The following is a 25,129-nucleotide window of genomic DNA, read 5'->3' as shown; positions in this document are numbered from 1 at the left end:
GGCAGCGGGGCAGATGCTTGACCAGTGAGCAGCAAATCCACGATGCCGTCCGGGGCGTCCCGGAATGCCAGGCTTGATCCGGACCTCAACCCGTCCGCTGAGCGGCCTGCCCGGCACCGGTCGGATTACCGCAGCGCCTTGCTGCGCCTGGTGGATCAGGCGTCAGGTGCAGCCGGGGATCTCCTCGCCCTTGCGGTGCCGGTGGACTGTGTGTGTTGCGGGGCCGAGGACCGGGCACTGTGCATCCCTTGCGACCGTCATGTCCGCCAGCTGACACGGGAACCCTTCCGGGCTGAAAAAGGCGCCCCCGCCCTGATGGACGTCGGCGGGGCCATGCTGTTGCCGGTAGTGGCAGCAGGCGTTTACCGGGAGGAGTTGGCGCAGGCCCTGCTGTCCTTTAAACGGCACGGCCAGCACCAGCTCGGCAACAGCCTGGGCGGGGCGCTCGCCGGTGCCATCCGAGCGGCCACCGGCGGGACAGCGGGTACGGTTTTGGTTCCCGTCCCCACCAGCAACGCGGCCTTTATGAAGCGAGGCTTCAGCCCTGTCCACCTGCTTTTGCGGAAGGTGTTACGGCAGTTGCCGGAATTTCCCGTGCGGGACGTGCTGGAAAAGAACAGATCCGGCATCCTGCAACTGCCCGGAGGCCAAAAAGGCCTCGACCGCGGAGGCCGGGCCAGGCGGGTACGGGGGTCCATGCGCGTCCAGCGGCGGGGGCGGGACCAGGTGGCCGGCCACCGCTGCGTCATTGTCGACGACGTCCTCACCACGGGCGCGACGCTCTCCGAAGCCGCGCGGGCACTGCACCTCGCGGGGGCCGTCGTGGCGGGCGCAGTGGTCCTCGCCGCGACACGCCCGCCGGACTCTGCAGGCGCAGGCACACAACCCGCTGAAGCCCGCGGCCAGGGGCATGACTTAGAAAAAAATAAACCACGAAAGGATGAATAACCGATGGCTATGAACTAACGTCGGTGGTGGGTACCAAGAACAGAATGTACCTGTCGATGGCGGCTCGGGAAGGGGCTTGACTGTCAAACAGATCGGCCCAGCGAAGTGCTGCCGTCGTGTCACCGAAGTCATTTGGAGGGCACCATGGAGTTTATGATCAGCGGACGAAATCTGACAGTCTCAGACCGGTTCCGCGAATATGCCGGGGAGAAGATCTCAAAGATTGAGTCGCTGGGGGACAAGGTCCAGCGCGTCGATGCAAAAGTTTCAAAGGAGACCAACTCACGGCAGACCGGCGACCAGCTGACTGTTGAGGTAACAGTACTGGGCAGGGGGCCGGTGATCCGTGCCGAGGCAAGCGCCGCTGACAAGTTCGCTGCATTCGACCTCGCCTACAACAAGCTGCTCGAGCGGCTCCGCCGCGCCAAGGACCGCAAGAAAGTCCACCACGGACGCCACACCCCCAAAGCTGTCCGTGAAGCTACCGCCACACTGGAACCCGCCAGCGCCCACGAACCCATATATGTCGAGGCGAGCCACCGCAGTGAAGCTGCCCCGGCGCCCGCGGAGAAGTCTCCCTACGATGTCGATAACGACATCCCGGCCGGCAGTTCACCGGTCCTGATCCGGCGCAAGGTCTTCCCGGCCGCCTCGCTTTCGCTCGACGACGCCGTGGATAACATGGAACTTGTAGGCCATGATTTCTACCTTTTCGTGGATAAGGCCACGAATACGCCGTCCGTCGTATACCGGCGCCGCGGCTGGACCTACGGAGTCATCACCCTGGACCACGAATGCGAGCCGGGTGACACCGTGGTGGAAGAAAAAATTCTCGCGTACCGTTCTGACGATGCAGCAGCCAACGCCTAGGGTGGTAAACACCATCCACAGAGAGGACTGATGTGGCGACGCTGAGCCTGGACCAGGCCCGGCGGATCGCTTTGGCAGCACAGGGACTCGACAAAGGACGGCCTGCCGGACCCGTGACATCACGGACGGTGGGCCGGACCTTTGCCCGGCTCCAGCTTGTCCAGATTGATTCCGTCAATGTCCTCGCCCGGAGCCACTTCCTCCCATTTTTCTCCCGGCTCGGAAACTACGACCGCAGCATCCTCCAGCGGATGTCCGGCACGCACCCGCGGCGCATGGTGGAGTACTGGGCGCACGAAGCCAGCTTCATCCGGCCCGAACACTTCCCCGACCTCCGCCTGTGGCAGAAGCGCAACTGGGTTGGCGCCCACAGCATGGACCCGGCCGTGCGGGCCACCATCTCCGCCCGGATCCTGGAAACGCTGGCAACGGCACGGCCCCTGACTGCCGCCCAAATCGCAGACCGCATAGGCCATGTCGAAGAAAAGCAGAACGCCAACTGGGGCTGGAACTGGAGTGCGGTCAAGAGGGTACTGGAGCACCTTTTCGAGGAGGGCGTTGTTTCGGCGGCTTCCAGGACCGAGCAGTTTGAAAGGAGGTACGCGCTCACCACCAAGGTGCTCCCGGATCTGCCCGAAGTGGAACCAGGGCAGGATGATGCCGCAGGGGCCCTGCACCGGCTCATTGACGCCGCCGCGCAAGCACACGGCATTGGCACAGTGCGCTGTTTCGCCGATTACTTCCGAACCCCCATCAAGGCCGCGGCGGCATCAGTGGAGCACCTCGTGGCTTCCGGCAGACTAAAACCGGTGACTGTCGCGGGCTGGAACCGGGAAGTGTTCCTCCACTCAGAGGCCAGGCTGCCGCGAAGTGCAACCGGCCGGGCACTGCTGAGCCCCTTCGACTCGCTGGTCTTTGAACGGCGCCGACTCGAGGAACTGTTCGGCTTCCATTACCGGATCGAAATCTATACACCGGAACATAAGAGGCGGTACGGCTACTACGTCCTTCCTTTCCTCCTGCGTGATCGGATCGTGGCGCGGGTAGACCTGAAGGCCGACCGCGCAGGCGGGAAACTGCTGGTCCGGTCGGCATTTGCCGAGCCTGGCGCCCCGCTGGACACCGCCGTCGAACTCGCCGCCGAGCTGCGGTTGATGGCGGACTGGCTGGGGCTGACCGGGGTGGAAGTCTGTCCCCGGGGCGATCTTGCCAGGGAACTGGCGCAGGAGGTTTCCTGCAGGGGCCGCTCTCTGCTCTGAGGGAAAAACAAGTACCGGGCCTGTGTCTCTCCCGTAGACTAAAAACGCCAGAATTCGGCGGCAACGACTGGGAGCATCTTCACGTGGCAACACTTATCGAAAAACTTCTCCGCACGGGTGACAAAAAAACCCTCCGGCAACTGCGGAATTATGCCGACTCCATCAATGCCCTGGAAGATTCGTTCAAGACTTTCACGGATGCCGAACTGCGCGAGGAAACGGACAGGCTGCGCGAACGCCACCAGGACGGCGAGAAGCTTGACGACCTGCTTCCGGAGGCCTTTGCCGCGGTCCGGGAAGCATCCTCACGCACCTTGGGGATGCGCCACTTCGACGTCCAGTTGATGGGCGGCGCTGCGTTGCATCTGGGCAACATCGCGGAAATGAAGACCGGTGAAGGCAAGACCCTGGTGGCAACTGCTCCCGCCTACCTCAATGCCCTGACCGGCAAGGGTGTTCACGTCGTCACGGTGAACGACTACCTGGCCGAGTACCAGTCCGACCTGATGGGCCGTGTATACCGTTTTCTTGGCCTCACCAGTGGCTGCATCCTTTCGAACCAGGATCCCACCGTCCGGCGACAGCAGTACGCCGCGGACATCACCTACGGAACCAACAACGAATTCGGTTTCGACTACCTCCGCGACAACATGGCCTGGGACAAAGCCGAACTCGTCCAGCGCGGGCACAACTTCGCCATTGTGGACGAAGTGGACTCCATCCTCATTGATGAGGCCCGTACACCGCTGATTATTTCCGGTCCGGCCCAGGGGGACACTAACCGCTGGTACAGCGAATTCGCCAAGGTGGTCCTTCGGCTCCAGCCAGAGAAGGATTACGAGGTTGACGAGAAGAAGCGCACCGTCGGGGTCCTGGAAAGCGGCATCGAAAAGGTTGAGGACTACCTCGGGATCCAGAACCTGTACGAATCCGCCAACACGCCCCTGATCGGGTTCCTCAACAACGCCATCAAGGCCAAGGAGCTCTTTAAGCGGGACAAGGACTACGTCATCCTGGACGGCGAGGTGCTCATCGTCGACGAACATACCGGCCGCATCCTGGCTGGCCGCCGCTACAACGAGGGCATGCACCAGGCGATCGAGGCCAAAGAAGGCGTTGAGATCAAGGCCGAGAACCAGACACTGGCCACGGTCACGCTGCAGAACTACTTCCGCATGTACCACAAGCTTTCCGGCATGACCGGTACTGCCGAGACCGAGGCAGCGGAATTCATGAGCACGTACAAGCTCGGTGTGGTGCCCATTCCCACCAACCGGGATATGCAGCGTGTGGACCAGTCGGACCTTGTTTTCAAGAACGAGACCGTGAAGTTCGACGCCGTCGTCAAGGACATTGCCGAGCGTCACGAAAAAGGGCAGCCGGTGCTGGTGGGTACCACCAGCGTGGAGAAGAGCGAATACCTGTCCCGGCTCCTGGCCAAGGAAGGTGTCCGCCACGAGGTCTTGAACGCGAAGAACCATGCACGGGAAGCGGCCATCGTGGCCCAGGCGGGCCGCAAGGGCGCCGTCACCGTCGCCACCAATATGGCCGGCCGCGGAACCGACATCATGCTCGGCGGCAACGCCGAATTCACTGCCGTGGCCGAGTTGGCGAAGCGCGGCCTGGATCCGGAACGGAACTCGGAGGAGTACGAGTCCGCCTGGCCACAAGCCCTCGAAGCCGCAAAACAGGCCGTCAAGGACGAACATGAGGAAGTACTGAACCTGGGCGGCCTGTACGTGCTGGGTACCGAACGGCACGAATCACGGCGCATCGACAACCAGCTCCGTGGCCGTTCCGGTCGCCAGGGTGACCCGGGCGAATCCCGGTTCTACCTCTCGCTCACCGACGACCTCATGCGCCTCTTCAACTCGGGTGCAGCCGAACGCCTGATGAACAGCTCGGTGCCGGACGATGTCGCCCTGGAATCAAAGCTTGTCTCCCGCGCGATCGCCTCCGCGCAGGGCCAGGTGGAGGGCCGCAACGCCGAGCAGCGGAAGAACGTCCTGAAGTACGACGACGTCCTCAACCGCCAGCGAGAGGCCATTTACGGTGACCGCCGCCGGATCCTTGAGGGCGACGACCTGCACGAAAAAGTACAGTTTTTTGTGGAGGACACCATCACAGCGCTCATCGACGCTGCGACCGCGGAGGGCAACGGGGATGACTGGGACTTCCACCAGCTCTGGACCAACCTCAAGACCCTGTACCCGGTCAGTGTCACCCCGGAGGAGATCATTGACGAAGCCGGCGGAAAGTCCAGGCTCACCGTCGAAATGTTGAAGGAAGAGCTGCTGTCCGATGCCCGCCTGGTCTATCAGGCCAGGGAAGAGGCAATCGGCTCCGAGAGCATGCGGGAGCTGGAACGGCGGGTTGTCCTGTCCGTGATTGGGCGCAAATGGCAGGAACACCTCTTCGAGATGGACTACCTCAAGGAAGGCATCGGCCTGCGTGCCATGGCCCAGCGCGATCCGCTCGTTGAGTACCAGCGTGAGGGCTTCGCGATGTTCCAGACCATGATGGAGGCCATCCGCGAGGAAAGCGTAGGGTTCCTCTTCAACCTTGAGGTGGAAGTCACCCCTGCCCAGGACGTGGTGGTTGCCGACGACCAGGGCGGGCACACTGAGCACGTCGAGCCCCAGGTTCGCGCCGCCGGCCTGGAAGCGCCGGCGCAGCCTGCCCAGCTGCAGTACACGGCCCCCCGCGAGGACGGCGGTACGCAGACCCGGGTGGAAACCCGTTCTTCGGGACGGTCGGGGAACCCGGCCAAGGCGGCAGCCCAGGACGCCGCCAAGCGTCCGGCAAAGAAAAAGAAGCGCTGACCGCGGGATCGGCCCGCGGGAGAACAGGTAAGAACAGGGAGCAGGGCCGGGAATACATGTCCCGGCCCTGCTCCAGTTTTACCGGTTCCTTCCATGGCTCCCGGGATGCCTGTCCCTCAGCCAATAACAAGCTGGGTGACCCGCCATACCTGCTTGCTACGTTCCAGCCGGACCGCCACCGCCCGGGCACGGACATCGTCCACCACCACGGCACTGGCCTCATAGATTCCGGCAGCCACCTCACATACACGAACCGAGCGGACAATGGAATTCCTGTGCAGCCGTGCCAATGCGGGATTGTTCGTCCGGGCAACTTCGCGCCGTATCAGGCAGGCACGGTGCTGCAGAGCCGAAAGGCATTGCGGATCGAGCCGGCGGGCCAACTGGTGGACGGGGCGGATACCGGCGAGCACTTCCATTGCGGCCTGAACAGTGCCGCGGGTGATTGCCCGCACCTCGGACAGCTCATCAACCGGCCGCAAGCCGGCAGGGATTCCAGGTGGAGGTGGCGTTCCGGTCCTGGCGGAAGCGGGCAGGCCATTGCGGGGCGGCGGGCTCCCTGCGTTGCCGGATCGTTGCCCGGCCCGGATCGGTGTCACTGCAGTCATTGATTTCCCCTTAGGTAGCGGCCGGGATGTGGGGCCGTGTGGATGGTTATGCCGCGGACGGCGGCTGAAGAATCTGTCCCGGAAGCAGCACATCCGGGCTCTGGCCGATGATGGCCCGGTTGGCCTCGTACCACCGGGGCCACTGCATGGCGATCTCCGCGTCATTTGCTCCTGGCCCCAATGCGGCTGCTGCGATGTCCCACAGCGTGTCTCCGGCAAGGACCGTCACGGTTGCGGCTTCGGTTCCCGCGTCCTTGGCGGTGCGTATCGCGGGTGCCGTGAGCAGCCCTGGACCAGCGACGGGGGCAACAGGTTGCCAGCCCGGCGCGATGGCGGAGGGAGGATGGGCGTTGTCCTTCACAGCTTCTTCAAGCGGCGGATGGGTCACGGTGCGGCCGGCGTAGCTTTCGGAATCTGCCGGGGCTGACGAGGGAGAGCCGCTTCCGGGATATGAGGGCGCGGAGATAAATTGCTCTTGTGTGGGCGCCCACTCCGGTCCGGGAATTGTCGCATCCGCCTGCGCGGCCGGCCCGGCCGCAAGCTGGACCGACACGGCGGCCAGCACAAGCCGGCGCATGAAGGCCGGCGACAACCTGAGCGTTACTGCTGCGGCGCGTTCTTTTCCCAACCGGTACAGGATGGTGGTGGCTCCGGCCAGAAGCAGGGACAGAGACCACCAGCCCACCAGGACCGCTCCACTGATCGCTGCGCCTGCCCCCAGGAGGTCCTCTGCACGGAGCCCCTGGTGACGTACCGAGGAGTGCTGCCATTGCTCCAGCAGACCGGTTCCGACGAGCCAGAGAAGCACGCCAAGCAGCAGTATTGCCGCGGCACAGATGGCATCCGTCCATGGTTTGGGTCCACTCTGCCCGCTCATGCGTATCCCCTTTTGGCGCAGTTTGATGCTGTTTGATATAGCTCGCTTCAGTTTGCTCCTTTCTCTCGACGTTTGTCCAGACGATGGAGAGAGAAAGTTTGTGCTGTTGACCGGGCGGCGACGGGCACCCTACGCTGGCCGAATGCGGTGGGATGCACTCTTTAATGACCTGGAAAGCCAATTCACGGAGGCTGACCGGCTGGCCCTTGACGCGGAAATCAATGAGCGGGCCAGGACAGAGATGGTGGCCCTCGAGCTCGTGGACCGGCTGCGCGGAGTGTTGGGGTGCCGGCTCACCGTACATCTTTCGGTAGGCGAGTCATTTTCGGGCACGCTGATGCACGTCGGCGGGGACGCCCTGGTCCTGCATGAAGAACAGCAGCAGGTACTTATTCCCTATGCTGCCGCTGGACGGTACGTGGGATTGGGCAGGCTTTCTGCCGCGGAAACATCGTCCGTCCGCAGGCGGTTGGGGCTTGCCCATTCCTTGCGCGGACTGGCGAGGGACCGGGCGGAGCTCTCAGTCCTCGTCGGTAATGCTGCGGGGTCTGTGCGGATGGCTGGCGTTATAGACCGCGTGGGAAAGGATTACCTGGACCTTGCCGTGCTTACTCCCGGCGAGGTACGGCGCAGCGGTCAGTTAAGCCAGGTAGCGACTATTCCCTTTACTGCCTTGGCGGCTATCAGGTCACGCCGGACGGCCGAGTGAGCTTGAGCCAACGGCTGCACGTTCCCGTGGACCTGGAGTCAGACGGACTTTGACTTGGACTCCTGGATCATGCGGCTCGCCTCGGCGTAGCGTTCCTCAATGTACTGCTCAAGCATTTTTTCCTCCACCCGCCACTGGCCGCGGCCACCGACCTGAATAGCCTTGAGTTCACCGCTACGGACCAGGGCATAGGCAGCCGGAGAATTGATCTGGAGCTGTTCCGCGACATCTGCGAGCGTAAGAAACCTGGGCATGCACCCATTTTGCCACCAGTAGGTGCGTCTTGCCGGTGTTATCCACAATTTGACCATGTTTGAACTTAGGACTTTTGTTCCCTGGCCGCTGCCGCAACAATGGGGGAAGTCGGAGCACACCGTGCAATCCGCGTGCACATTGGGGGGAAAAGGTAATGGTTCCTGAGTCATCTGCCACGGCGGCCCGGCTGCAACGGCCTTCCTGGAAGGATCCCCGCCTGCTGGTAGGTGTCCTACTGGTGTTGGCATCCGTGGCGGGAGTCGTTTTCCTGGTGGGCAGCGCGGACCGGACTACCGAGGTCTATGCGGCCAGGGACGGTATTGCAGTGGGCGAAAAGCTCACTTCCGAGAACGTCATCCGGGCCAAAGTCAGGCTCGGCGAGACGGAATCGCAGTACATTACCGCTGAAGCGGGGCTGCCCGAAGGTGTTGTTGCGGTGCAAAGGATCGCCAAAGACCAGCTCGTTCCGCGGGCAAGCCTGGGGACAGTGGATCAACTCGACCGCAAGCCCGTTGCCCTGGCCATCGAAGAGACCCTGCCGTCCCAGGCGGTCCCGGGTGCCCGGGTGGACGTCTGGGTGGCCCAGCCCGATGCGCGAAATGGGTTCAGTGAACCCAAACTCCTGCTTCCTGGCGCAGAGATCGCGGAGGTCGCCGAAGGTACCACTGCACTCGGCTCGTCCCGCACCACCGTCCTGATGGTGCTCGTCGAAGACGCCCAGATGCCTGCTCTCCTGGGTGCGCAGGCCAATGAAGCGAAAATCTCCGTGGTCTGGAATCCAGGGGGCGGCCTTCGATGAGCATTCCCGTCGTCACCGTCGGGCAGAGCCGCGAGGACCTGGTCGGCGGGCTGGAACGCCTGCACGGACCGGTAACAGTAGTACGGAGATGCACTGAACTCGCGGAACTGTTAGCGGCCTGCCAGAGCGGATTGGCGCGGGCTGCGGTGGTGGCTGATGGCTCGGAGGACCTCACGGCCTCGCTCGTGGACCGGCTTGGTGCCGTGGGTGTAGCCGTGATCGCCCTGACCGACTCGGCTGATGAAGCGGCCAGGCTGCGGGCCATAGGAGTGGCCTGCGCCCTGACTGGGGTGGAATCGGCCGTGTTATCGGACAGGATCGCCGAGGCGGTGGCCCTGCTCACCGGAAGCGGACCCCGCGGAGCGCACCGCAGCGCCCCTGCCGATCCGGGCGCTGCCCTTATCCCCGTTGCAGTGGACGCCGGGGCGGGTCCCGAGGAGACCGGGCCCGGGCAAATCATTGCGGTCTGGGGTCCGGCAGGATCACCGGGCCGGACAACCCTGGCAGCCAATATTGCCGGCGAACTTGCCGCCGAAGGAAAGTCCGTCCTTCTCGTGGACGCCGACAGCTATGGGGCGAGCATAGCCGCAGTGCTCGGTCTTATGGATGAATCCGCCGGTCTCGCCCAGGCGTGCAGGCTCGCCGACCAGGGCCTGCTGAATACCGAGGCCTTGAAGAAGGTGGCCATTCCCGTAGCAACAAAACTGGGCTCTTTCCGTGTGCTCACGGGGATCACCCGCGCCGATCGCTGGACCGAACTCCGGGCGCCGGCCCTTGCCCTGGTGCTCGAGCGCGCCCGGCAGATTGCCGAGGTGGTTGTGGTGGACACCGGTTTCTGCCTCGAAGCTGATGAGGAACTCAGTTTTGACACCATGGCACCGCGGCGCAATGCCGCCACCTTGCGGTCCCTTGAGCTCGCGGACACGGTCTACGCGGTCGGAGCCGCAGATCCTGTCGGAGTGCCACGGCTCGTCCGCGGTCTCACCGAGCTTGAGGCGGTGGTGCCGCAGGCCGCACCCATCGTCGTTATGAACAAGGTCCGCTCCTCATCCGTAGGCAGGGGGCCGGAGCGCCAACTGCAGGACGCCTGGGCCCGTTATGGTCTGGCCTCGGACCTCAAAGCCTTCCTGCCCCACGACCCAGCGGCGGCAGACGCCGCGCTGCTTGGAGGCTCGCTGCTGCTGGAGTCGACACCAGATTCACCCCTCCGTCGCGCGATCGCCCGACTCGTTTGTGCACCCGCCCAGCAAAAATCGAAAACCTTTGTATTTTCTTCCACAGCAAGGCGGAAACTAAAAGACTAGGCTCGCCGTAAGAGCTGCGACGATGCAGCCAGAACTTCTGATGGAGGCGTTTGTAGATGTCGTCTGGATCCAGCGTGGAGGATCAGCCCCTATCCATGGAAGGCCGTGAAGGTTTTCTCGGGGACTACTATGAGCACCTGGCCGAAGAGGACGCCCGGACTTACCCCGAGGACCTGCTGGCCGCCAGGGCGGAAGGGCACCGCAGCGTCGCTTCTGTCAGGAAACCCGGCCAGGCGAACATCTCCATCATTGATGAGGAAGACAGCAGTGTGGTCTTCGTGGTCACCGACGACATGCCCTTCCTCGTGGATTCCGTCAACGCAGAATTGGTCCGCCAGCACGCGGCCATCAGGCTGGTGGTCCACCCGCTGTTCGTTGCCGCACGCAACAAAGACACCGGCGCCCTGGTGAAGGTCAACAAGGTGCCTTCCCATATTGGCATCTCCAGCGGCGACACCGCTGCCATGCCCAGCCTGTCCCACCTCATTGCCCAGGGTGACAACGCCTCGTACATGGAGTCGTGGATCGCTGTCGAGATCAACCGCGTCTCGGACGAAGCCAAAGCTTCGCTCCTGGAAGGGCTGCGGAGGGTTCTTAATGATGTGAGGGCCGCCGTCGAAGACTGGCCCAGGATGCGCCAAAAGGCGCTGGAGATCGCGGAGAACCTGGACAAGGTGGCCAACCCGGCGCAGATTGCTGAGCTGCGGCAGGCCCAGGACCTCTTGCACTGGCTTGACAACGGCAACTTTACTTTCCTTGGCTACCGCGAATACGACCTGGTCAACGTGGGCGGTGAAGACGTCCTGGAACTTCGCGAAGACAGCGGCCTGGGACTGCTGCGGGCGGCTGCGGACTCGCCCCACATCCAGCACCTTACGGACACCGGCCGGAAGAAAGCACGCGAAAAGCGGGCACTGGTTATCACGAAGGCCAACTCCCGCTCCACCGTCCACCGGTCTGCGTACCTCGACTACATCGGGATCAAGAGTTTCGACGCCGCGGGCAACGTCAACGGGGAGCAGCGCTTTATCGGCCTCTTCGCCACCAGTGCGTACACCGGTTCGGTTCGCGAGATCCCTATCGTCCGGGAAAAAGTCGACGCCGTCCTGAACGGCGCAGGGTTCCCGCCGGACTCGCATTCGGGTAAGGACCTCCTGGGCATCCTGGAGACCTACCCCAGGGATGAACTCTTCCAGATCGAGGTCCCGGACCTCGCCGCCACCGCCATGGGTATCCAGAAGCTGCAGGAACGCCGGCGCACCCGGCTTTTCCTGCGCCCTGACATCTACGGCCGCTTTATGTCCGCGGTTGTCTACCTTCCCCGGGACCGTTACACCACCAATGTCCGGCTCCGCATTGAGCAGGAACTGCGCGAAACCTTCCAAGCCGTGTCCATCGACTATGAAGCGCGGATGACGGAGTCCGCCCTCGCCAGGCTCTTCTTCCGGATCCGGCTGCCCAAGGGTGCCGACGTCAGCCATGTCAACAGTGAGGAACTGGAGAAGCGGCTGGTGCTGGCCGCCCGCTCCTGGAGCGAAGGCATCGCCGAGGTCCTGCGCGAAGGCCGGGACGTTAGCGAGGCCAAGGAATTGGCAGCCATCTGGTCCGAAGCCTTCCCCGCAAGCTACCGGGTGGATTACGAAGTCGAGGACGCCCTTGAGGACATAGCCCGCTTCGAAAAATACGGGGCGGCCGCAGAGCGGACCGCGGGTGCAAAGCAGGAACGCCCCGGCGTCCACGTCTACCTCCCGGAAGGGGCGGGGGCAACGCTGGAGGAGGACGCCCGCGTCAAGCTCTACATGCTGGAGCCGAAGAGCCTGAGCCAGATCCTTCCCTTCTTCCACAACCTTGGCCTGGAGGTGCTCGACGAGCGCCCCTTCGAGATCGAGACTGCTGATCGCCGGGACTTTTTCCTGTACGACCTTGGCTTGAAGTACCCGGCGGGTGTCGATCCGATGGCCACGAACGAACTGCTGGCTGAATCCTTTGGTGCCGCAGTAACCGGGGCTGCAGAATCCGACGCCTTTGACAGGCTGGTCCTCCGGGAGGGGCTCCAGTGGCGCCAAATCACTGTGCTGCGTGCCTACGCCCGGTACATGCGCCAGATGGGCAACACCAACTCCTTCGGTTTTATGGCGGACACCCTGCTCGCGAACCCGGATGTCACCAGGGGCCTCAGCGCGCTTTTCGCCGCCCGCTTCGATCCTTCACTAAGCGAAGGCCAGCGGGTTGAAGCCCAGGCTTCCGTGCGTGAAGAACTGGCAGAGGCCATTGAAAAAGTGGCCACCCTGGATGCCGACCGGGTGCTGCGGACCTTCCTCAACCTGATCGAATCCACGCTCCGGACCAACTTCTACCAGTACAAGCCGCACCTGAGCTTCAAGCTGGATCCGGCGAAGATTAGGGGACTGCCCTTCCCGCGCCCCATGTTCGAGATCTGGGTCTACGCGCCCCGCGTCGAGGGCGTCCACCTTCGGTTCGGCAAGGTGGCCCGCGGCGGCCTGCGCTGGTCCGACCGGCGTGAGGATTTCCGCACCGAAGTCCTGGGCCTGGTGAAGGCGCAGACGGTAAAGAACGCCGTCATTGTCCCCACCGGCGCCAAGGGCGGTTTCTTCGCCAAGCAGCTCCCGGACCCCACCCTGGACCGGTCCGCCTGGATGGCTGAAGGCATCGAAAGCTACAAGACCTTTATCCGCGGACTGCTTGACCTCACGGACAACCTCCTGACGGAGGGCGACGGCGAGCGGCTCGTGCCGCCGTCGGACGTCGTACGGCACGACGGCGACGATTCCTACCTCGTGGTGGCGGCCGACAAGGGCACCGCAACCTTCTCCGACATCGCGAACGGGCTGGCCGCGGAATACGGGTTCTGGCTGGGGGATGCCTTCGCGTCCGGCGGCTCGGTGGGCTACGACCACAAGGCCATGGGTATCACGGCCCGGGGTGCGTGGGAATCAGTGAAGCGCCACTTCAGCGAGCTCGACCTCGACACCCAGACCCAGCCGTTCAGCGTGGTGGGCGTGGGGGACATGTCCGGCGACGTGTTCGGCAACGGCATGCTCCTTTCGCGCCACATCCGGCTGATCGCGGCGTTTGACCACCGCCACATCTTCCTCGACCCCAATCCGGACGGGGAGACCACGTTCGTGGAGCGGCAGCGGCTGTTCGAACTGCCGCGGTCTTCGTGGGACGACTACAACAAGTCCCTCATCAGCGAGGGCGGTGGTGTGTTCCCGCGGCAGGCGAAGTCGATTCCAGTGTCCGTTCAGGTGCGGGCGGCCCTCGGACTTCCCTCGGACACCACCGAACTCAGTCCGCCCGAACTCCTGCGCGCCATTCTGCTGGCCCCGGCCGACCTGCTCTACAACGGCGGCATCGGAACCTACGTCAAGGCGAGCACCGAGTCCAACGCGTCAGTGGGGGACAAGGCCAACGATGCGATCCGCGTTGACGGCAAGGACCTGCGCGTCAAGGTGGTGGGCGAAGGCGGTAACCTCGGCATGACGCAGCGCGGCCGTATTGAGGCAGCACTCCAGGGCGTCATCCTTAATACTGATGCGATCGATAACTCTGCCGGCGTTGACTGCTCGGACCACGAGGTGAACATCAAGATCTTCGTGGACCGTATGGTGGCTGCCGGGAAGCTGTCCGCGGAAGAGCGCCCCGGTTTCCTCGCCTCGATGACCGATGAGGTGGGCCGCCTGGTCCTTGAGGACAACATCGACCAGAACATCCTGCTGCTGAACGACCGTACCCGCGTGGCCGAGTGGAGCCCGAGCTACGAGCGGCTGATGGACTGGCTGGAGAAGAAGGCCGACCTGAACCGGGAACTGGAGGCGCTGCCTACCACGGCCGAGCTGCAGGAGCGGCTGCAGCAGGGCCAGGGGCTGACCTCGCCGGAGCTGTCAGTGCTGGCCGCCTACGCCAAGATCGAATTGGCGACGGCTCTGCGGGACAGCGACCTGGCTGATGACCCGTGGTTCAGGAAGACGCTGCGCGCCTACTTCCCGCAGCAGCTGCGGGAACGCTTCGATGCGGAGCTGGACACCCATCCCCTGCGGCGCGAAATCATCGCCACCGTGGTGGCCAACGACATGATCAACCTCGGGGGCATCACCTTCGCGTTCCGGACCATGGAGGAGACTTCAGCTTCCGAAGTTGCCGTAGCCAAGGCCTTCGTCGCCCTCCGCGAGGTTTACGAGCTCGATGCGATGGTCGAGGAGCTGAACAGCCTGCCGGCGTCGTTCCCCACTGAACACTGGAGCACCGTCCACCTGGATATCCGGCGGCTGCTTGACCGGGCTGTCCGGTGGTTGTTGGGCCAAGGCAGCGTCAGCCGGCCCATCGCCGAGGTCGTGGAAGAATTCAAGCCCCTCGTGGACCCGATGCGGGCCCGCCTGCTGGACTACCTGCGCGGCGACGACCGGGACAGGGTTGCCGGCTGGCTGGAAAAGGCTCGCGAGTGGGAGCTTCCTGAGCGGCTGGCGCTGCGGTGGGCGGAGCTCTTTGAGAGCTTTGTCCTGCTGGACATTGCGAAGATCGCCCGGGGCCGCAAGGATCCGGTGGAGGAGATCGCTGCTGTGTACTACACCGTGTTCAACCGCTTCCACGCGGATTCCCTCCTGGAACGGATCAGCAGCCTGCCGCGGCAGGACCGGTGGCAGGCGCTGGCCCGGGCAGCCTTGCGTGATGACCTGTACTCCACGGTGTCGGATATGACGACGGCGGTGCTGGACGCCACCGCTGCTGCCGACTCACCGGAGGCGCGGCTCAAGGATTGGGAAGCGCAGAACGCGGAGCAGTTGGGCCGGGCGAAGAGCATGTTCGATGAGGTCAACGCGCTCGAGGCCGACGATATGGCGTCACTGTCGGTAGCATTGAGGCTCTTGAGGTCAATCGTCCGACGCTAGCAGGTGCGGCGTCGCAAATGGAGGTGCAGTGGCAATCTTTACGGACCCCATCAGGGAACACGCTGATTTCGGGCCGGGCGATGCCGAATGGCTGCACCTCCTGGTGGGGGACTGGCAGATGGTTGCGGACCTGGCATTCGCCGACCTGGCACTCTGGTTCCCCCACCCGGACCACGGATATGTGGCACTGGCGCACGTCCGGCCATCCACCACCCATACGGTGTTCCATGGCGACTTCGTAGGGGACCCGATTCGCTCAGATCTCCAGCCGCTGGTGGACAAGGCCTGGAACAGCCGTTCCATCGAGCGGTCCAGCGAAACCAACTGGAGCAGCGACATGGCCCTTCGGGTGGAGGCCGTTCCCATGGTCCGCAATGGCCGCACGCTCGCCGTTGTCACCACCCACATGGACCTTTCGAGTTCCCGCATGCCCTCCAGGCTGGAGCTGACGTATCGGCAGTGCGCCTACGATTTGCTGCGAATGGGCACGCTGGGGTTGTGGCCGGACTTCGCCTCACCCACGGGTTCCCGCCGCGGCGCACCGCGTGTAGGGGATGGCCTGATTCGGTTGGATGCCGAGGGCATCGTGCAGTACGCGAGCCCCAACGGCGTGTCCGCTTTCCGCCGCCTCGGTGACGGGGAATCGCTGGAGGGCCGCTCGCTGGCCGAAGTTACGGCAAGCCTGCTGAAGGACCGGCGGATGGTGGACGAAACGCTTCCCCTGGTGGTGACCGGCCGGATGCCGTGGCGCAGTGAGATCGAGTCCCGCGGTGTGAGCCTGTCACTGCGGGCCATTCCGCTGCGCGATGAGCAGCAGCGCTTCGGCGCCCTGGTCCTGTGTCGCGACGTATCGGAACTCCGCCGCCGCGAGATGGAACTCGTGACCAAGGATGCGACCATCCGTGAGATCCACCACCGCGTCAAGAACAACCTGCAGACGGTTGCCGCACTGTTGCGCATGCAGTCCCGGCGGATGGTGAGCGACGAGGCGAAGCAGGGGCTGGAGCAGGCGATGCGCCGGGTGGCAACCATCGCGCTGGTTCATGAAACCCTCTCTCAGGGCCTGACGCAGAGTGTTGATTTTGACGAGCTTATCGGCCGGCAGTTCCGGCTTTCGGCGGAAGTAGCCTCCCCGTCGCAGCAGGTCCGGACGGAACGTTCGGGCATGTTTGGTGAGCTGCCAAGTGATTTCGCCACTCCGCTGGCTCTGGTGATCAACGAACTCGTCACCAACGCCGTGGAGCACGGCCTTGAGGGGCGGGCGGGAACAGTCTGGCTCCTGGCGGACCGCTCCGAAGGGGACGACGGCGAGGAGCTCACGGTAACCATTGCCGACGACGGTGTGGGCCTGCCTGACACCCCCCACGTCGAGGGCCTTGGCCTGCAGATTGTCCGCACGCTGGTGACCAGTGAGCTTGGGGGGAGCATTCAGTGGCTCCCGCGTGAGGGCGGTGGCACCGCCGTCCAGATCCGGCTTATCCTTCCAAGCAAGTAGCAGGAACAAGAAAAGGCCCTGGCGGCAACCTGTGTGGGTTGCGGCCAGGGCCTTTCTTGGTTCGTCAGCCAGCCGTTCGGGTTTTGAACGTCAGGAGGCCCGCCGGGCACGGGCTGCGCGGCGCTTCAGGGCGCGGCGCTCGTCTTCGCTCATGCCGCCCCATACGCCGGCGTCCTGGCCCGACTCGAGAGCCCACTGCAGGCACGTGTCCACTACCGGACACCGGCGGCAGACGCTTTTGGCTTCCTCGATCTGCAGGAGCGCCGGGCCTGTGTTTCCCACGGGGAAAAACAGTTCCGGGTCCTTTTCGAGGCACGCTGCGCGGTTACGCCAATCCATGCTGATCAGTTGCTCCATTTCTGGGAAGTGCCCTTTGTGAAATTATTCACTAGTAGCTACAAAGGAAAGGGGCCCGGCAGGGCCCCGTTGGTCATCTGAGTCAAGCCTGTCATGTTAACGCTGTGTAAACAAGGGGTAATAAGGCTTGAAATCCCCGGAACGCTGAGCGATACATCACAGTGGCGGTACTGGGCCTCACCACTGTCCGACTATGTCCGGTAGGGTGCCAGTGTGTCAAGAGCTCCGGAGAACCCGACAGACCCGCAGACGCCCCCAGCAGGGTCCGGGCCCGATGGGTCTTCGGACGGGGCCCGACCGGCCCGACCGCCCGCTGTACTTGTGGTGGCCGTGATCGTTTCAGCGGAGGCAAGTGCCCTGTTGGCTGCTGCCGCCTGGTACGGCTACCAGCTTGTTTCCGGAAGCCCGGTCCTTTCGTTCTGGGGCGCCCTCTTCACGCTTGGACTGCTGCTGGCATTCTCGGCCTGGTTGTACGCCGTTTCGCTGTTTCTCTACCGGGGTTACCGCTGGACCAGGGCGGCTGCGTTGGTGGCGCAACTGTTCGTCCTCACCATCGGCTTTCCTACACTGGGCGCCGGCCTTCCGCTGCCTGGGCTTGCGATGCTGGTACCGGCAGCCACGGCGATTGTGCTGTTGTTCCAGAACAAGGTCATCAGGTTCGCCTCGCGCACGGGGAGTGCGACACCGGCTCTCTGACCGGCTGGTCGCCGCGCCTTTACGGGTGCGGGGTCCAGGCACTGTCGGGTTCCGGGCGCCTGCGTTCGGTGTGGTTCCGGCCTGTCGTGGGTTTCTTCTATTGCTGGTTAATTTCAGCCCAGCCGACTTGGACCGTCCCTGCCACGCACTGGGAGATCAGCACGCCCCTGCCGGGCGGCGGGTGGGCCTCGATATCGCACCTGACTCCGAACAAGTCGGCATCCGACAATGAACGGGGGGCCAACAGCACTCCTGTGCCGGACGCGCGGGACTTCACGACCAAGGGCACGCGCTGCACGAGCAAGGGGTTGTAGCTGGCTGTGAGGATCACGCCGTAGCCCATCGCGTTCAATTCCGACAGGTGCTGCAGGGCCTCGGGGGAGATGAGGTCGGCATCGTCCACGAGTGCCATCGCCCCGCGTTGAATACGGCCCGCTGCTGCCTTGGCCAGAGTCTGCTGCCAGAAGCCACCGGGGTCTCTGTCGTCGTCGGATCGGAGCCATGGCCCTGCTGCCGGATTCATCAGGGGCAGTGCCCGCAGGAAGTTGGTTTTCCCGGAGCCAGGTCCGCCCAGGACTGTTAGCACGCCACCGTCCCGTACCTTGATAAGCGCCGGCCCGAGCTCGTCACCGCCTATCCCAACCAGCAAATGGTGCTCCCTGCTGCCGGACCGGCTGGAGTCTGCTGAGGTTCTGCGTGAACGGGGAGTGTTGAGGGAGTCAGCTGCGGCGCTTTGGGCTGTGGCCGAACTGATCCCGTTGGCTGGTATCAGCAAGGGGAGCGGCTCAACCCTGAAGGGCTGTTGTTTCGGGGCGTTCCGGGAAGGCTGGCTTGAGTCCGCTGAAGTTTGCGGTTCCGGGCTGCGGACCTGGCAAACTGCCGGTCCGCCGTTGGATACGGGACCGAACGCTACGGCGCGGCCCTTACCGTCAGCTGTTTCCGGCATGGGGGGCCACGCTATTCGGCTGTCAGGATTGGATCCGGCGGGGAAATAGAGCCGGTTGGGAAGTGCAGCAAACGCCCGCGAACTGACGAGTTCACGGTCACCCGCGATCAACACCACGATGCCTGCGCGGCTCCCGTCGCGGACAAGGTCCTGGATGACGTCTTCAGCCCAAGCCAAGGGGCCTGCCCGGAACGCGGAGATCCAGGATCCCCAGCCGGAGATGGCCAGTAGCAGAGGCACTTCGCCCGCCATTCCGCCCTGACTCAGCCTGCAAGCCATCTCCTGTTTCAGTCGCTCCAGCACGCGTACGGCACGCCTCAGCTCATGGGGGCCGACATGCGCGCCGATGAGTCCGGAGCCGGAAAAGCCACCTAAAGTGCCGCCTGCGTCCAGCAGGTAGCCGTGCGTTTCCACAGGATTGAGGAGCATCTCGCCGACTGCGAATTCAAGGGCCTCCACTGCACCGGAAACTGGACCTCCCACCAGGGCCAGGTGGCTGTGCTTGGCTGGCCTCCACGCCAGGGGCACCACTTTTTGCTGTTCCGGCAGGTCCATCAGGCCCAGTTCGATGGGCCATTCGCTGCTGCTGCCCGGCGACATTTGCGGGGTCTTTTTGACCGTGCCCCCAAGCTTCGTTGGCAGGGGAGCGGCCACTGGCAAGCGCGGTGCCCGCCCATTCTGCCCGTGCCACAGATCCTGCACCATCGACACCAGAGGGTGGGCAGCCTCGGTCGGTGTTTGCTGTCCGGCCGGTTGCTGGTCCCCGCTCTCTCCATCTCCGGCGTCGTTGCCAACACGGGACAGGCAGTCAATGGCGAGTTGCACCCTGATGGTCTGCGCGTGACCCGAGCCGGCCGGAGCCGTACCTATTGATGCTGTCTGAAATTCCTGCGGAGCTTCCGTTCCACGGGCCAGGAAGGCCCTGCCAGGAGTGCCGACGCCTATTCCGGCTGCATCCCTGGTGTTGATGATGTCGCAGGACTCCATGTCGGATTGGACCCTGAGGGCAATGCTGGACGTGACATTGGCTCTGATGTCCGCGGTGACGGCTCCTTGGGGCCGTTGAGTCGCCATAACGAGGTGGATCCCCAGCGAGCGGCCGATCGCTGCAATCCGCATCAATTCCCGAAGTGCCTCCGGTGCATCATCAACGAGCATCCTGAATTCATCGATGACGATGACGAGATGGGGGAGTGGAAGGCTGCGGCACGCCTCAACGGTGTTGTAGGCGTCGAGATCCGGTACCCGTGCGGCTGCCAAGGCTTCCTCGCGCAGCCTGATCTCGGCCCTGAGTGAGGCCAGGGTGCGTTCGAGCTGGTAGGTGGACAGGTCCGTGAGCAACCCGACGCAATGGACCAGTTCCGTCAACGGTCCGAGCCCGGAGCCGCCCTTGAAATCCACAAAAAGGAAGTTCACCCGGTTCGGCGGATGGGTGAGGGCCAAAGCGAGGGTGAGGGTGCGGAGCAATTCGGACTTGCCTGAGCCCGTGGTGCCCGCCACGAGCAGATGGGGGCCGTCTGCCTGAAGGTCTAGGCTGCGGGTCCCGGTAGCGCTGATTCCCAAGGGAACGGTTAGGCCATGGCTGCGGGCGCTCGCCTGCCATCGCGCAGCAACACTGTCCGGGGAGAGCGGCAGTACGTCCTGGAGTGAGCAGGAACCGGGGACATTCGCGAGTACGTTGCCAAGCAACTCCGGTTGTTGGGCAAGGCTTCGGCAGAAATTAGTGAAGACCGATTCCGGGGCCAGGTCCGGCACGAAGACAATATCCCCTGTGGGGCACCGAAACCTGGACGTCCGTTCGGAGAGCCGCACTTCGCAGTGGCCGTCACTTCCGCTGCCAGCCGACGCGAACTGAAGGACCTGCCAACCGAGCCCTTCGGCCATTGCCGCCGTGACGTCGTCGTCCTCACTTGATGATGTGCCCAGGAGCAGGAGGACGCCGTGGTGACGGCTGTCTCCGAAGCCCTCCCGCAGGAGCCGGTGCGCTTCGTTGCGGGATGCCGTGAGAGTGGTGCCCGGGAGGTACCGTGCGCCCAGGGGAAGGCGCTCCGCCTCACCCACGATGAGCATGCGGGTATCGCGGGCCCTGGGGTAGCCCGCCAGCTGCATCACGAGGGAACGGACCAAGCCGTCAGTCACGCCCTGCGGTCCGCGGAAATTGGTCTTGGGGATTCCTGGATCCAAAGCCACGGGGACTGTGCCCGCGGACGGAATGCTGACGGACGCGTTGGCCGGCTCAATCTTCACGTTCGCCGATTGTGGGGCCTGGCCCAGCCGCAGCCAAACTCCGCTCCCGTCAGGGGCACTATCGGGAGCATGATATGGCGGGCCGGTCTGCTGTTGGCTGCCTTGTCGGGCGGCCAGCACCAGGCGCGCCAACGACGGTCCGGCCCGCCGTCGTCGTTCCCTGTCTTCATCCACGGCGGCCGCAACAGCTCTGGCAAGGTAGCGGCGTTGGCGGCGGCCCGTGGCGAGGGGTACCAGGACGGATACCGCCGAGACCGCCGAAAAGGCGAGGAACATCCACATGCCCGTGAGCACGGCAAGCCCCACACCGATCAACAGTGGAAGAGCCGCCGTCAGGAACAGCATGGCCCGGTTTCCTGGCTCCGCGCGACCAGCGACGGTTAGGGGCAGTTGCGTTGAGGTACCGGCACCGGCAAGAGCTCCTGGCGGTGGGTCCATCAGAACCAACGACATTGTTGTGTTCCCGCAGCGGATGACGGAGTCCGTTGAGATGACGGCGTTTCGGACCCTCTGGCCGTCGACGTGGATGCCGTTCGCGCTGTCCAGATCGATGATCATGATGTCTGTTTCAGTGACCTCAATGCGTGCGTGTTCCCTGGAGAGCTCCGGATCGGGGATCGCAATTCGGGTCCCGCTCCTGCCCAGGGTGTATGAACCTCGGCGCAGAGGCACCAGCGTGCCGGCGCCGACGCCACTGTGGACAGCAAGGGCAAGGCGGGCATCGTCAGTGGGCGCCCGCCGTCGTAGTTTTCGCGCTCGCTGATGCGGGTCCCCATCCACGAGGACGGCCCCGTTAACCAGGGGCACAGTCCCCACAGTGAGGGAACGCAGATCTTTGCCGCCGATTGAGACGGGTCCGGTGCCGAAGCGGCGAATCAGTTGCGTTTGAATGTCGGCGCCAGCGGTGCCTTCGGGAGCCAGGATAGTGAGTTCCAGAGGTGCGTCCTGCTGCCCGGCCCCTGGGCTGCGGACGAGAGTGCAATGCAATTTCATCGGTACAGATCCTTACGCCTTTGACCCCACGGTAGCCAGCAGGAGCGGGCGGGGCTCGGACGAATTTCTGTATGTGGACAATCTCCGTCGGGGCTTGATTCGGATCGCTGATGTTCGTGTGGATCCACCGTGCCAGTGCTCGTGATTCGACGTGGGCGGTGGTGCCTCGGGTAGGCTAGAGCAGCAGACAATGCGCACCATTGCGCTGCCCGCATTCAAACCAGGAGATTTTGTGACCGCTGACCTTGTCATCGTAGGGTCCGGCTTTTTTGGCCTGACAATCGCAGAACAGGCCGCTACTGAGCTCGGCTTGAAGGTGGTTGTCCTCGACCGCCGCCACCACATCGGCGGCAATGCCTACAGCGAAAAGGAAGAGCAGACCGGTATTGAGATCCACCGGTACGGCGCCCACCTTTTCCACACATCCAATGAACGGGTGTGGGAGTACGTCAACAGGTTCACCACCTTCACCAACTATGTGCACAAGGTCTACGGGGTGCACAAGGGCGAGGTCTACTCCCTGCCGATCAACCTGGCGACCATCAACCAGTTCTTCCGGGCCAATCTCACGCCAGGGCAGGCGAGGGACCTCATCCAGGAGCAGGCCGGCGAGCTCGCAGGAACCGATCCCCAAAACCTTAACGACAAGGGCATTCAGCTGATCGGCCGCCCCCTGTACGAGGCCTTCATTAAGCACTACACCGGCAAGCAGTGGCAGACGGATCCCAAGGACCTGCCAGCCGGCATCATCTCGCGGTTGCCCGTGCGCTACAACTACGACAACCGGTACTTCAATGACAAGTACGAGGGCCTCCCCACCAACGGCTACACGGCTTGGATTGAAAAGATGGCTGAGCATCCCAACATCGAGGTGCGGCTGAACACGGACTTCTTCGACGAGTCGCATGAATACAGCAAAAACAAAGTTGTCGGGAATATACCCGTCGTCTACACGGGGCCCGTCGACCGCTACTTCGAGTATGCCGAAGGTGACTTGTCCTGGCGCACCATTGACTTCGAAGAAGAGGTTCTGGAGGTCGGTGACTTCCAGGGCACGTCTGTGGTGAACTACAACGACGCCGACATCCCCTACACCCGCGTGATCGAGCCACGGCACTTTCACCCCGAGCGTGACTACCAGACCGAGAAGACGGTCATCATGCGCGAGTTCTCCCGGTTCGCCGAGAAGGGCGACGAGCCCTACTACCCGGTCAACACTTCAGCAGACCGGGAACGCCTGCTCAAGTACCGCGACCTCGCCGCCGCTGAAAAAGACGTCCTGTTCGGCGGGCGCCTGGGCACCTACAAATACCTGGACATGCACATGGCCATCGGGGCCGCGCTGAGCATGTTCGACAACAAGATCCGGCCACACTATCAAAGCGGCGTAAAGCTGGAAAGTGGAGGCGTGGACGCATGAGCGCCGCAACCTTAACGCCGCCTGACAAGGGTGGCGGACTCATTGATGTTCTGCGGCATCGCGAACTTTTACAGCTGATTGTCCGTAAAGAGCTAAAGGTTCGTTATCGGAGCTCTGTACTTGGGCTGCTGTGGAGCTACGTCAAACCTGCTGTTCAGTTTGTGGTTTTCTACTTTGCCCTCGGGGTCTTCTTGGGACTGAATAAACAGCCTAATTTCGTGATTTACATGTTTTCGGGAATAATCCTCGTGAACTTTTTTTCTGAAGCCTTTGGGCAAGCCACGCGGTCGATAGTTGCCAACGGTGCTTTGGTCAAGAAGATCTTCCTGCCCCGGGAACTCTTCCCAGTAGCGTCCGTGTGGGTGGCGGTAGTGCACTTCCTTCCTCAGCTGTTGATTCTCTTGGTGGCCTGCCTGTTCTTCGGTTGGGCTCCGTCGTTAGTTCAGCTGCTGGGCGCGGTCGGAGCATTTGTAATCGTGACAGCTCTCGGTCTTGGGCTGGGCCTTCTGTTTGCTGCTGCAAACGTGATGTTTCGTGACTCGGAGAACATTGTCGACCTCATGTTGATGATGGCGACATGGTTGTCCCCAGTTCTTTATGCCTGGTATTTAGTAAGGGACAGCTTGGGCGAGACGTTTTACTTTTTCTATCAGCTGAATCCCATGACTATTGCAGTCGAATTATTCCACGCCGCTTTTTGGTTCCCCACCGCTGCCGTGCAGAAAGCCCCTGAAAGCGCTCCGCTTCCCGAGCACCTCATTTCCTTGTGGCTCCCCGTCGGATTGGTTATTTCAGTGTTTTTCTTGATTTTGGGCCAAACTGTATTTCGTCGCCTTGAGGGCAGATTTGCGCAGGAGCTGTAGTGGGAAATGAAGCAATCGTCGTCGAGAACGTCTCCAAGCGATTCAACCTTCGTCATACCCGTTCCTTAAAGGAAACGGTCGTATGGCTCTTCAAAGGGCGTAGAGGGGATTTGTCCTCTACGTTCATGGCACTGGATGGCGTCGACCTCACAGTGAATGCTGGAGAATCGGTTGCATTGCTCGGTTACAACGGCTCTGGGAAATCCACTTTGCTGAAGCTGATATCGGGTGTGATGGGTTCGGACACCGGGCGGGTAAGGACCCGAGGCAAAGTTGCGGGACTCATCGAAGTGGGTGCCGGATTCCACCCCGACCTCACGGGGCGCGAAAACGTGTACCTCAACGGTGTGATCCTCGGTATGACGGAACAAGAAACGACCGATCGATTTGACGAGATAGTTGAATTCTCCGAGATCGGCAAATTCATCGATACCGAAGTCAAATTCTATTCCTCCGGGATGTTCCTGCGGCTGGCATTTTCCGTGGCCGTCCATACAAGGCCGGATGTTTTTCTCATCGATGAGATTCTCTCGGTTGGCGACGAACCTTTCCAGAAGAAGTGCCTCGCCCGTGTGCAGGAACTGCGCTCGTCCGGTACGACGCTTGTGGTTGTCAGCCATGACCTGGATATGGTCAGCAGAGTGTGTGACCGGGGCGTGGTCTTGCGCCATGGCCAGAAGGTCGCAGATGGTCCGATCGCTGAAGCCGTCCGGCTGTTGCGGGAGAACTAGTGGTAGCTGTAACGATCGAT

The 25,129-nt window shown here is 63.0% G+C and carries 18 protein-coding genes; 13 read left to right on the top strand and 5 right to left on the bottom strand.

Annotated features, from left to right (window positions below):
* Window positions 1-24 precede the first annotated feature (24 nt).
* The 4 genes from AC5RVY_RS00170 (at window position 25) to secA (ending at window position 5,899) form a co-directional block, all read left to right on the top strand.
* Window positions 25-948, top strand: a complete 924-nt coding sequence (locus AC5RVY_RS00170) for a ComF family protein (RefSeq protein ID WP_493952712.1) — start codon at window positions 25-27, stop codon at window positions 946-948.
* Window positions 949-1,092: 144 nt separating this feature from the next.
* Entirely contained in the window at window positions 1,093-1,818 is a 726-nt protein-coding gene (gene hpf / locus AC5RVY_RS00165) for a ribosome hibernation-promoting factor, HPF/YfiA family (protein ID WP_493952711.1), read from the top strand.
* A gap of 32 nt (window positions 1,819-1,850) precedes the next feature.
* Window positions 1,851-3,077, top strand: a complete 1,227-nt coding sequence (locus tag AC5RVY_RS00160; RefSeq protein WP_493952710.1) for a winged helix-turn-helix domain-containing protein — start codon at window positions 1,851-1,853, stop codon at window positions 3,075-3,077.
* Between the two features lie 83 nt (window positions 3,078-3,160).
* Window positions 3,161-5,899, top strand: coding sequence for a preprotein translocase subunit SecA (secA, locus tag AC5RVY_RS00155; protein WP_493952709.1), 2,739 nt, complete (start codon window positions 3,161-3,163; stop codon window positions 5,897-5,899).
* Between the two features lie 116 nt (window positions 5,900-6,015).
* On the opposite strand, the gene AC5RVY_RS00150 is transcribed toward secA, so the two are convergent.
* Window positions 6,016-6,507 carry an Rv3235 family protein gene (locus AC5RVY_RS00150; protein ID WP_493952708.1) on the bottom strand — a complete coding sequence of 164 codons (492 nt, stop codon included), beginning with the start codon at window positions 6,505-6,507 and terminating at the stop codon, window positions 6,016-6,018.
* A gap of 46 nt (window positions 6,508-6,553) precedes the next feature.
* Window positions 6,554-7,384, bottom strand: coding sequence for a LysM peptidoglycan-binding domain-containing protein (locus tag AC5RVY_RS00145; protein ID WP_493952707.1), 831 nt, complete (start codon window positions 7,382-7,384; stop codon window positions 6,554-6,556).
* A gap of 142 nt (window positions 7,385-7,526) precedes the next feature.
* On the opposite strand from AC5RVY_RS00145, the gene AC5RVY_RS00140 reads away from it, so the two are divergent.
* The gene (locus AC5RVY_RS00140; RefSeq protein ID WP_493952706.1) at window positions 7,527-8,093 is read left to right on the top strand and encodes a hypothetical protein; all 567 of its coding nucleotides are present in this window, start codon (window positions 7,527-7,529) and stop codon (window positions 8,091-8,093) included.
* A 38-nt stretch (window positions 8,094-8,131) separates the two neighbouring features.
* Here the strand turns inward: AC5RVY_RS00140 and AC5RVY_RS00135 are convergent, their stop codons facing one another.
* Window positions 8,132-8,347: a helix-turn-helix domain-containing protein gene (locus AC5RVY_RS00135; protein ID WP_045729765.1), complete on the bottom strand. Its 216-nt coding sequence runs from the start codon at window positions 8,345-8,347 to the stop codon at window positions 8,132-8,134.
* A gap of 155 nt (window positions 8,348-8,502) precedes the next feature.
* On the opposite strand from AC5RVY_RS00135, the gene AC5RVY_RS00130 reads away from it, so the two are divergent.
* Genes AC5RVY_RS00130 through AC5RVY_RS00115 form a run of 4 tightly spaced genes read left to right on the top strand, consistent with a single transcriptional unit; the run spans window position 8,503 to window position 16,856 of the window.
* A complete protein-coding gene (locus AC5RVY_RS00130; protein ID WP_493952705.1) occupies window positions 8,503-9,147 on the top strand; it encodes a hypothetical protein in 645 nt (214 codons plus the stop codon).
* Window positions 9,144-10,451, top strand: a complete 1,308-nt coding sequence (locus AC5RVY_RS00125; RefSeq protein WP_493952704.1) for a CpaE/TadZ family protein — start codon at window positions 9,144-9,146, stop codon at window positions 10,449-10,451. Before AC5RVY_RS00130 ends, AC5RVY_RS00125 begins: the two co-directional genes overlap by 4 nt.
* A gap of 56 nt (window positions 10,452-10,507) precedes the next feature.
* Complete coding sequence (locus AC5RVY_RS00120) at window positions 10,508-15,361, top strand: NAD-glutamate dehydrogenase (RefSeq protein WP_493952703.1); 4,854 nt, start codon at window positions 10,508-10,510, stop codon at window positions 15,359-15,361.
* 28 nt (window positions 15,362-15,389) lie between these two features.
* Entirely contained in the window at window positions 15,390-16,856 is a 1,467-nt protein-coding gene (locus tag AC5RVY_RS00115) for a sensor histidine kinase (protein WP_493952702.1), read from the top strand.
* 90 nt (window positions 16,857-16,946) lie between these two features.
* Here AC5RVY_RS00115 and AC5RVY_RS00110 read toward each other — a convergent pair whose 3' ends face one another.
* Window positions 16,947-17,195, bottom strand: coding sequence for a WhiB family transcriptional regulator (locus tag AC5RVY_RS00110; RefSeq protein ID WP_015937605.1), 249 nt, complete (start codon window positions 17,193-17,195; stop codon window positions 16,947-16,949).
* A 231-nt stretch (window positions 17,196-17,426) separates the two neighbouring features.
* Here AC5RVY_RS00110 and AC5RVY_RS00105 point away from each other — a divergent pair, with 231 nt between their 5' ends.
* Complete coding sequence (locus AC5RVY_RS00105; protein ID WP_493952701.1) at window positions 17,427-17,909, top strand: hypothetical protein; 483 nt, start codon at window positions 17,427-17,429, stop codon at window positions 17,907-17,909.
* Window positions 17,910-18,006: 97 nt separating this feature from the next.
* On the opposite strand, the gene AC5RVY_RS00100 is transcribed toward AC5RVY_RS00105, so the two are convergent.
* On the bottom strand, window positions 18,007-22,095 hold the full coding sequence (locus tag AC5RVY_RS00100; RefSeq protein ID WP_493952700.1) for an FtsK/SpoIIIE domain-containing protein: 4,089 nt from the start codon (window positions 22,093-22,095) through the stop codon (window positions 18,007-18,009).
* A 232-nt stretch (window positions 22,096-22,327) separates the two neighbouring features.
* Here AC5RVY_RS00100 and glf point away from each other — a divergent pair, with 232 nt between their 5' ends.
* From glf to AC5RVY_RS00085, 3 genes are read left to right on the top strand one after another with little or no spacing between them, the layout of a single operon-like run.
* Window positions 22,328-23,515 (top strand): UDP-galactopyranose mutase, encoded by a 1,188-nt coding sequence (glf, locus tag AC5RVY_RS00095; RefSeq protein ID WP_493952699.1) that lies wholly within the window; start codon window positions 22,328-22,330, stop codon window positions 23,513-23,515.
* Window positions 23,512-24,378: an ABC transporter permease gene (locus tag AC5RVY_RS00090; protein ID WP_493952698.1), complete on the top strand. Its 867-nt coding sequence runs from the start codon at window positions 23,512-23,514 to the stop codon at window positions 24,376-24,378. Before glf ends, AC5RVY_RS00090 begins: the two co-directional genes overlap by 4 nt.
* Window positions 24,378-25,109 carry an ABC transporter ATP-binding protein gene (locus tag AC5RVY_RS00085; RefSeq protein WP_493952697.1) on the top strand — a complete coding sequence of 244 codons (732 nt, stop codon included), beginning with the start codon at window positions 24,378-24,380 and terminating at the stop codon, window positions 25,107-25,109. Before AC5RVY_RS00090 ends, AC5RVY_RS00085 begins: the two co-directional genes overlap by 1 nt.
* The last annotated feature ends 20 nt before the right edge of the window (window positions 25,110-25,129 follow it).

The organism is Arthrobacter sp. Ha26 (assembly GCF_059091705.1).
Note: the sequence above shows the minus strand (reverse complement) of the source record. Positions and strands in the feature narration are given on the sequence as shown.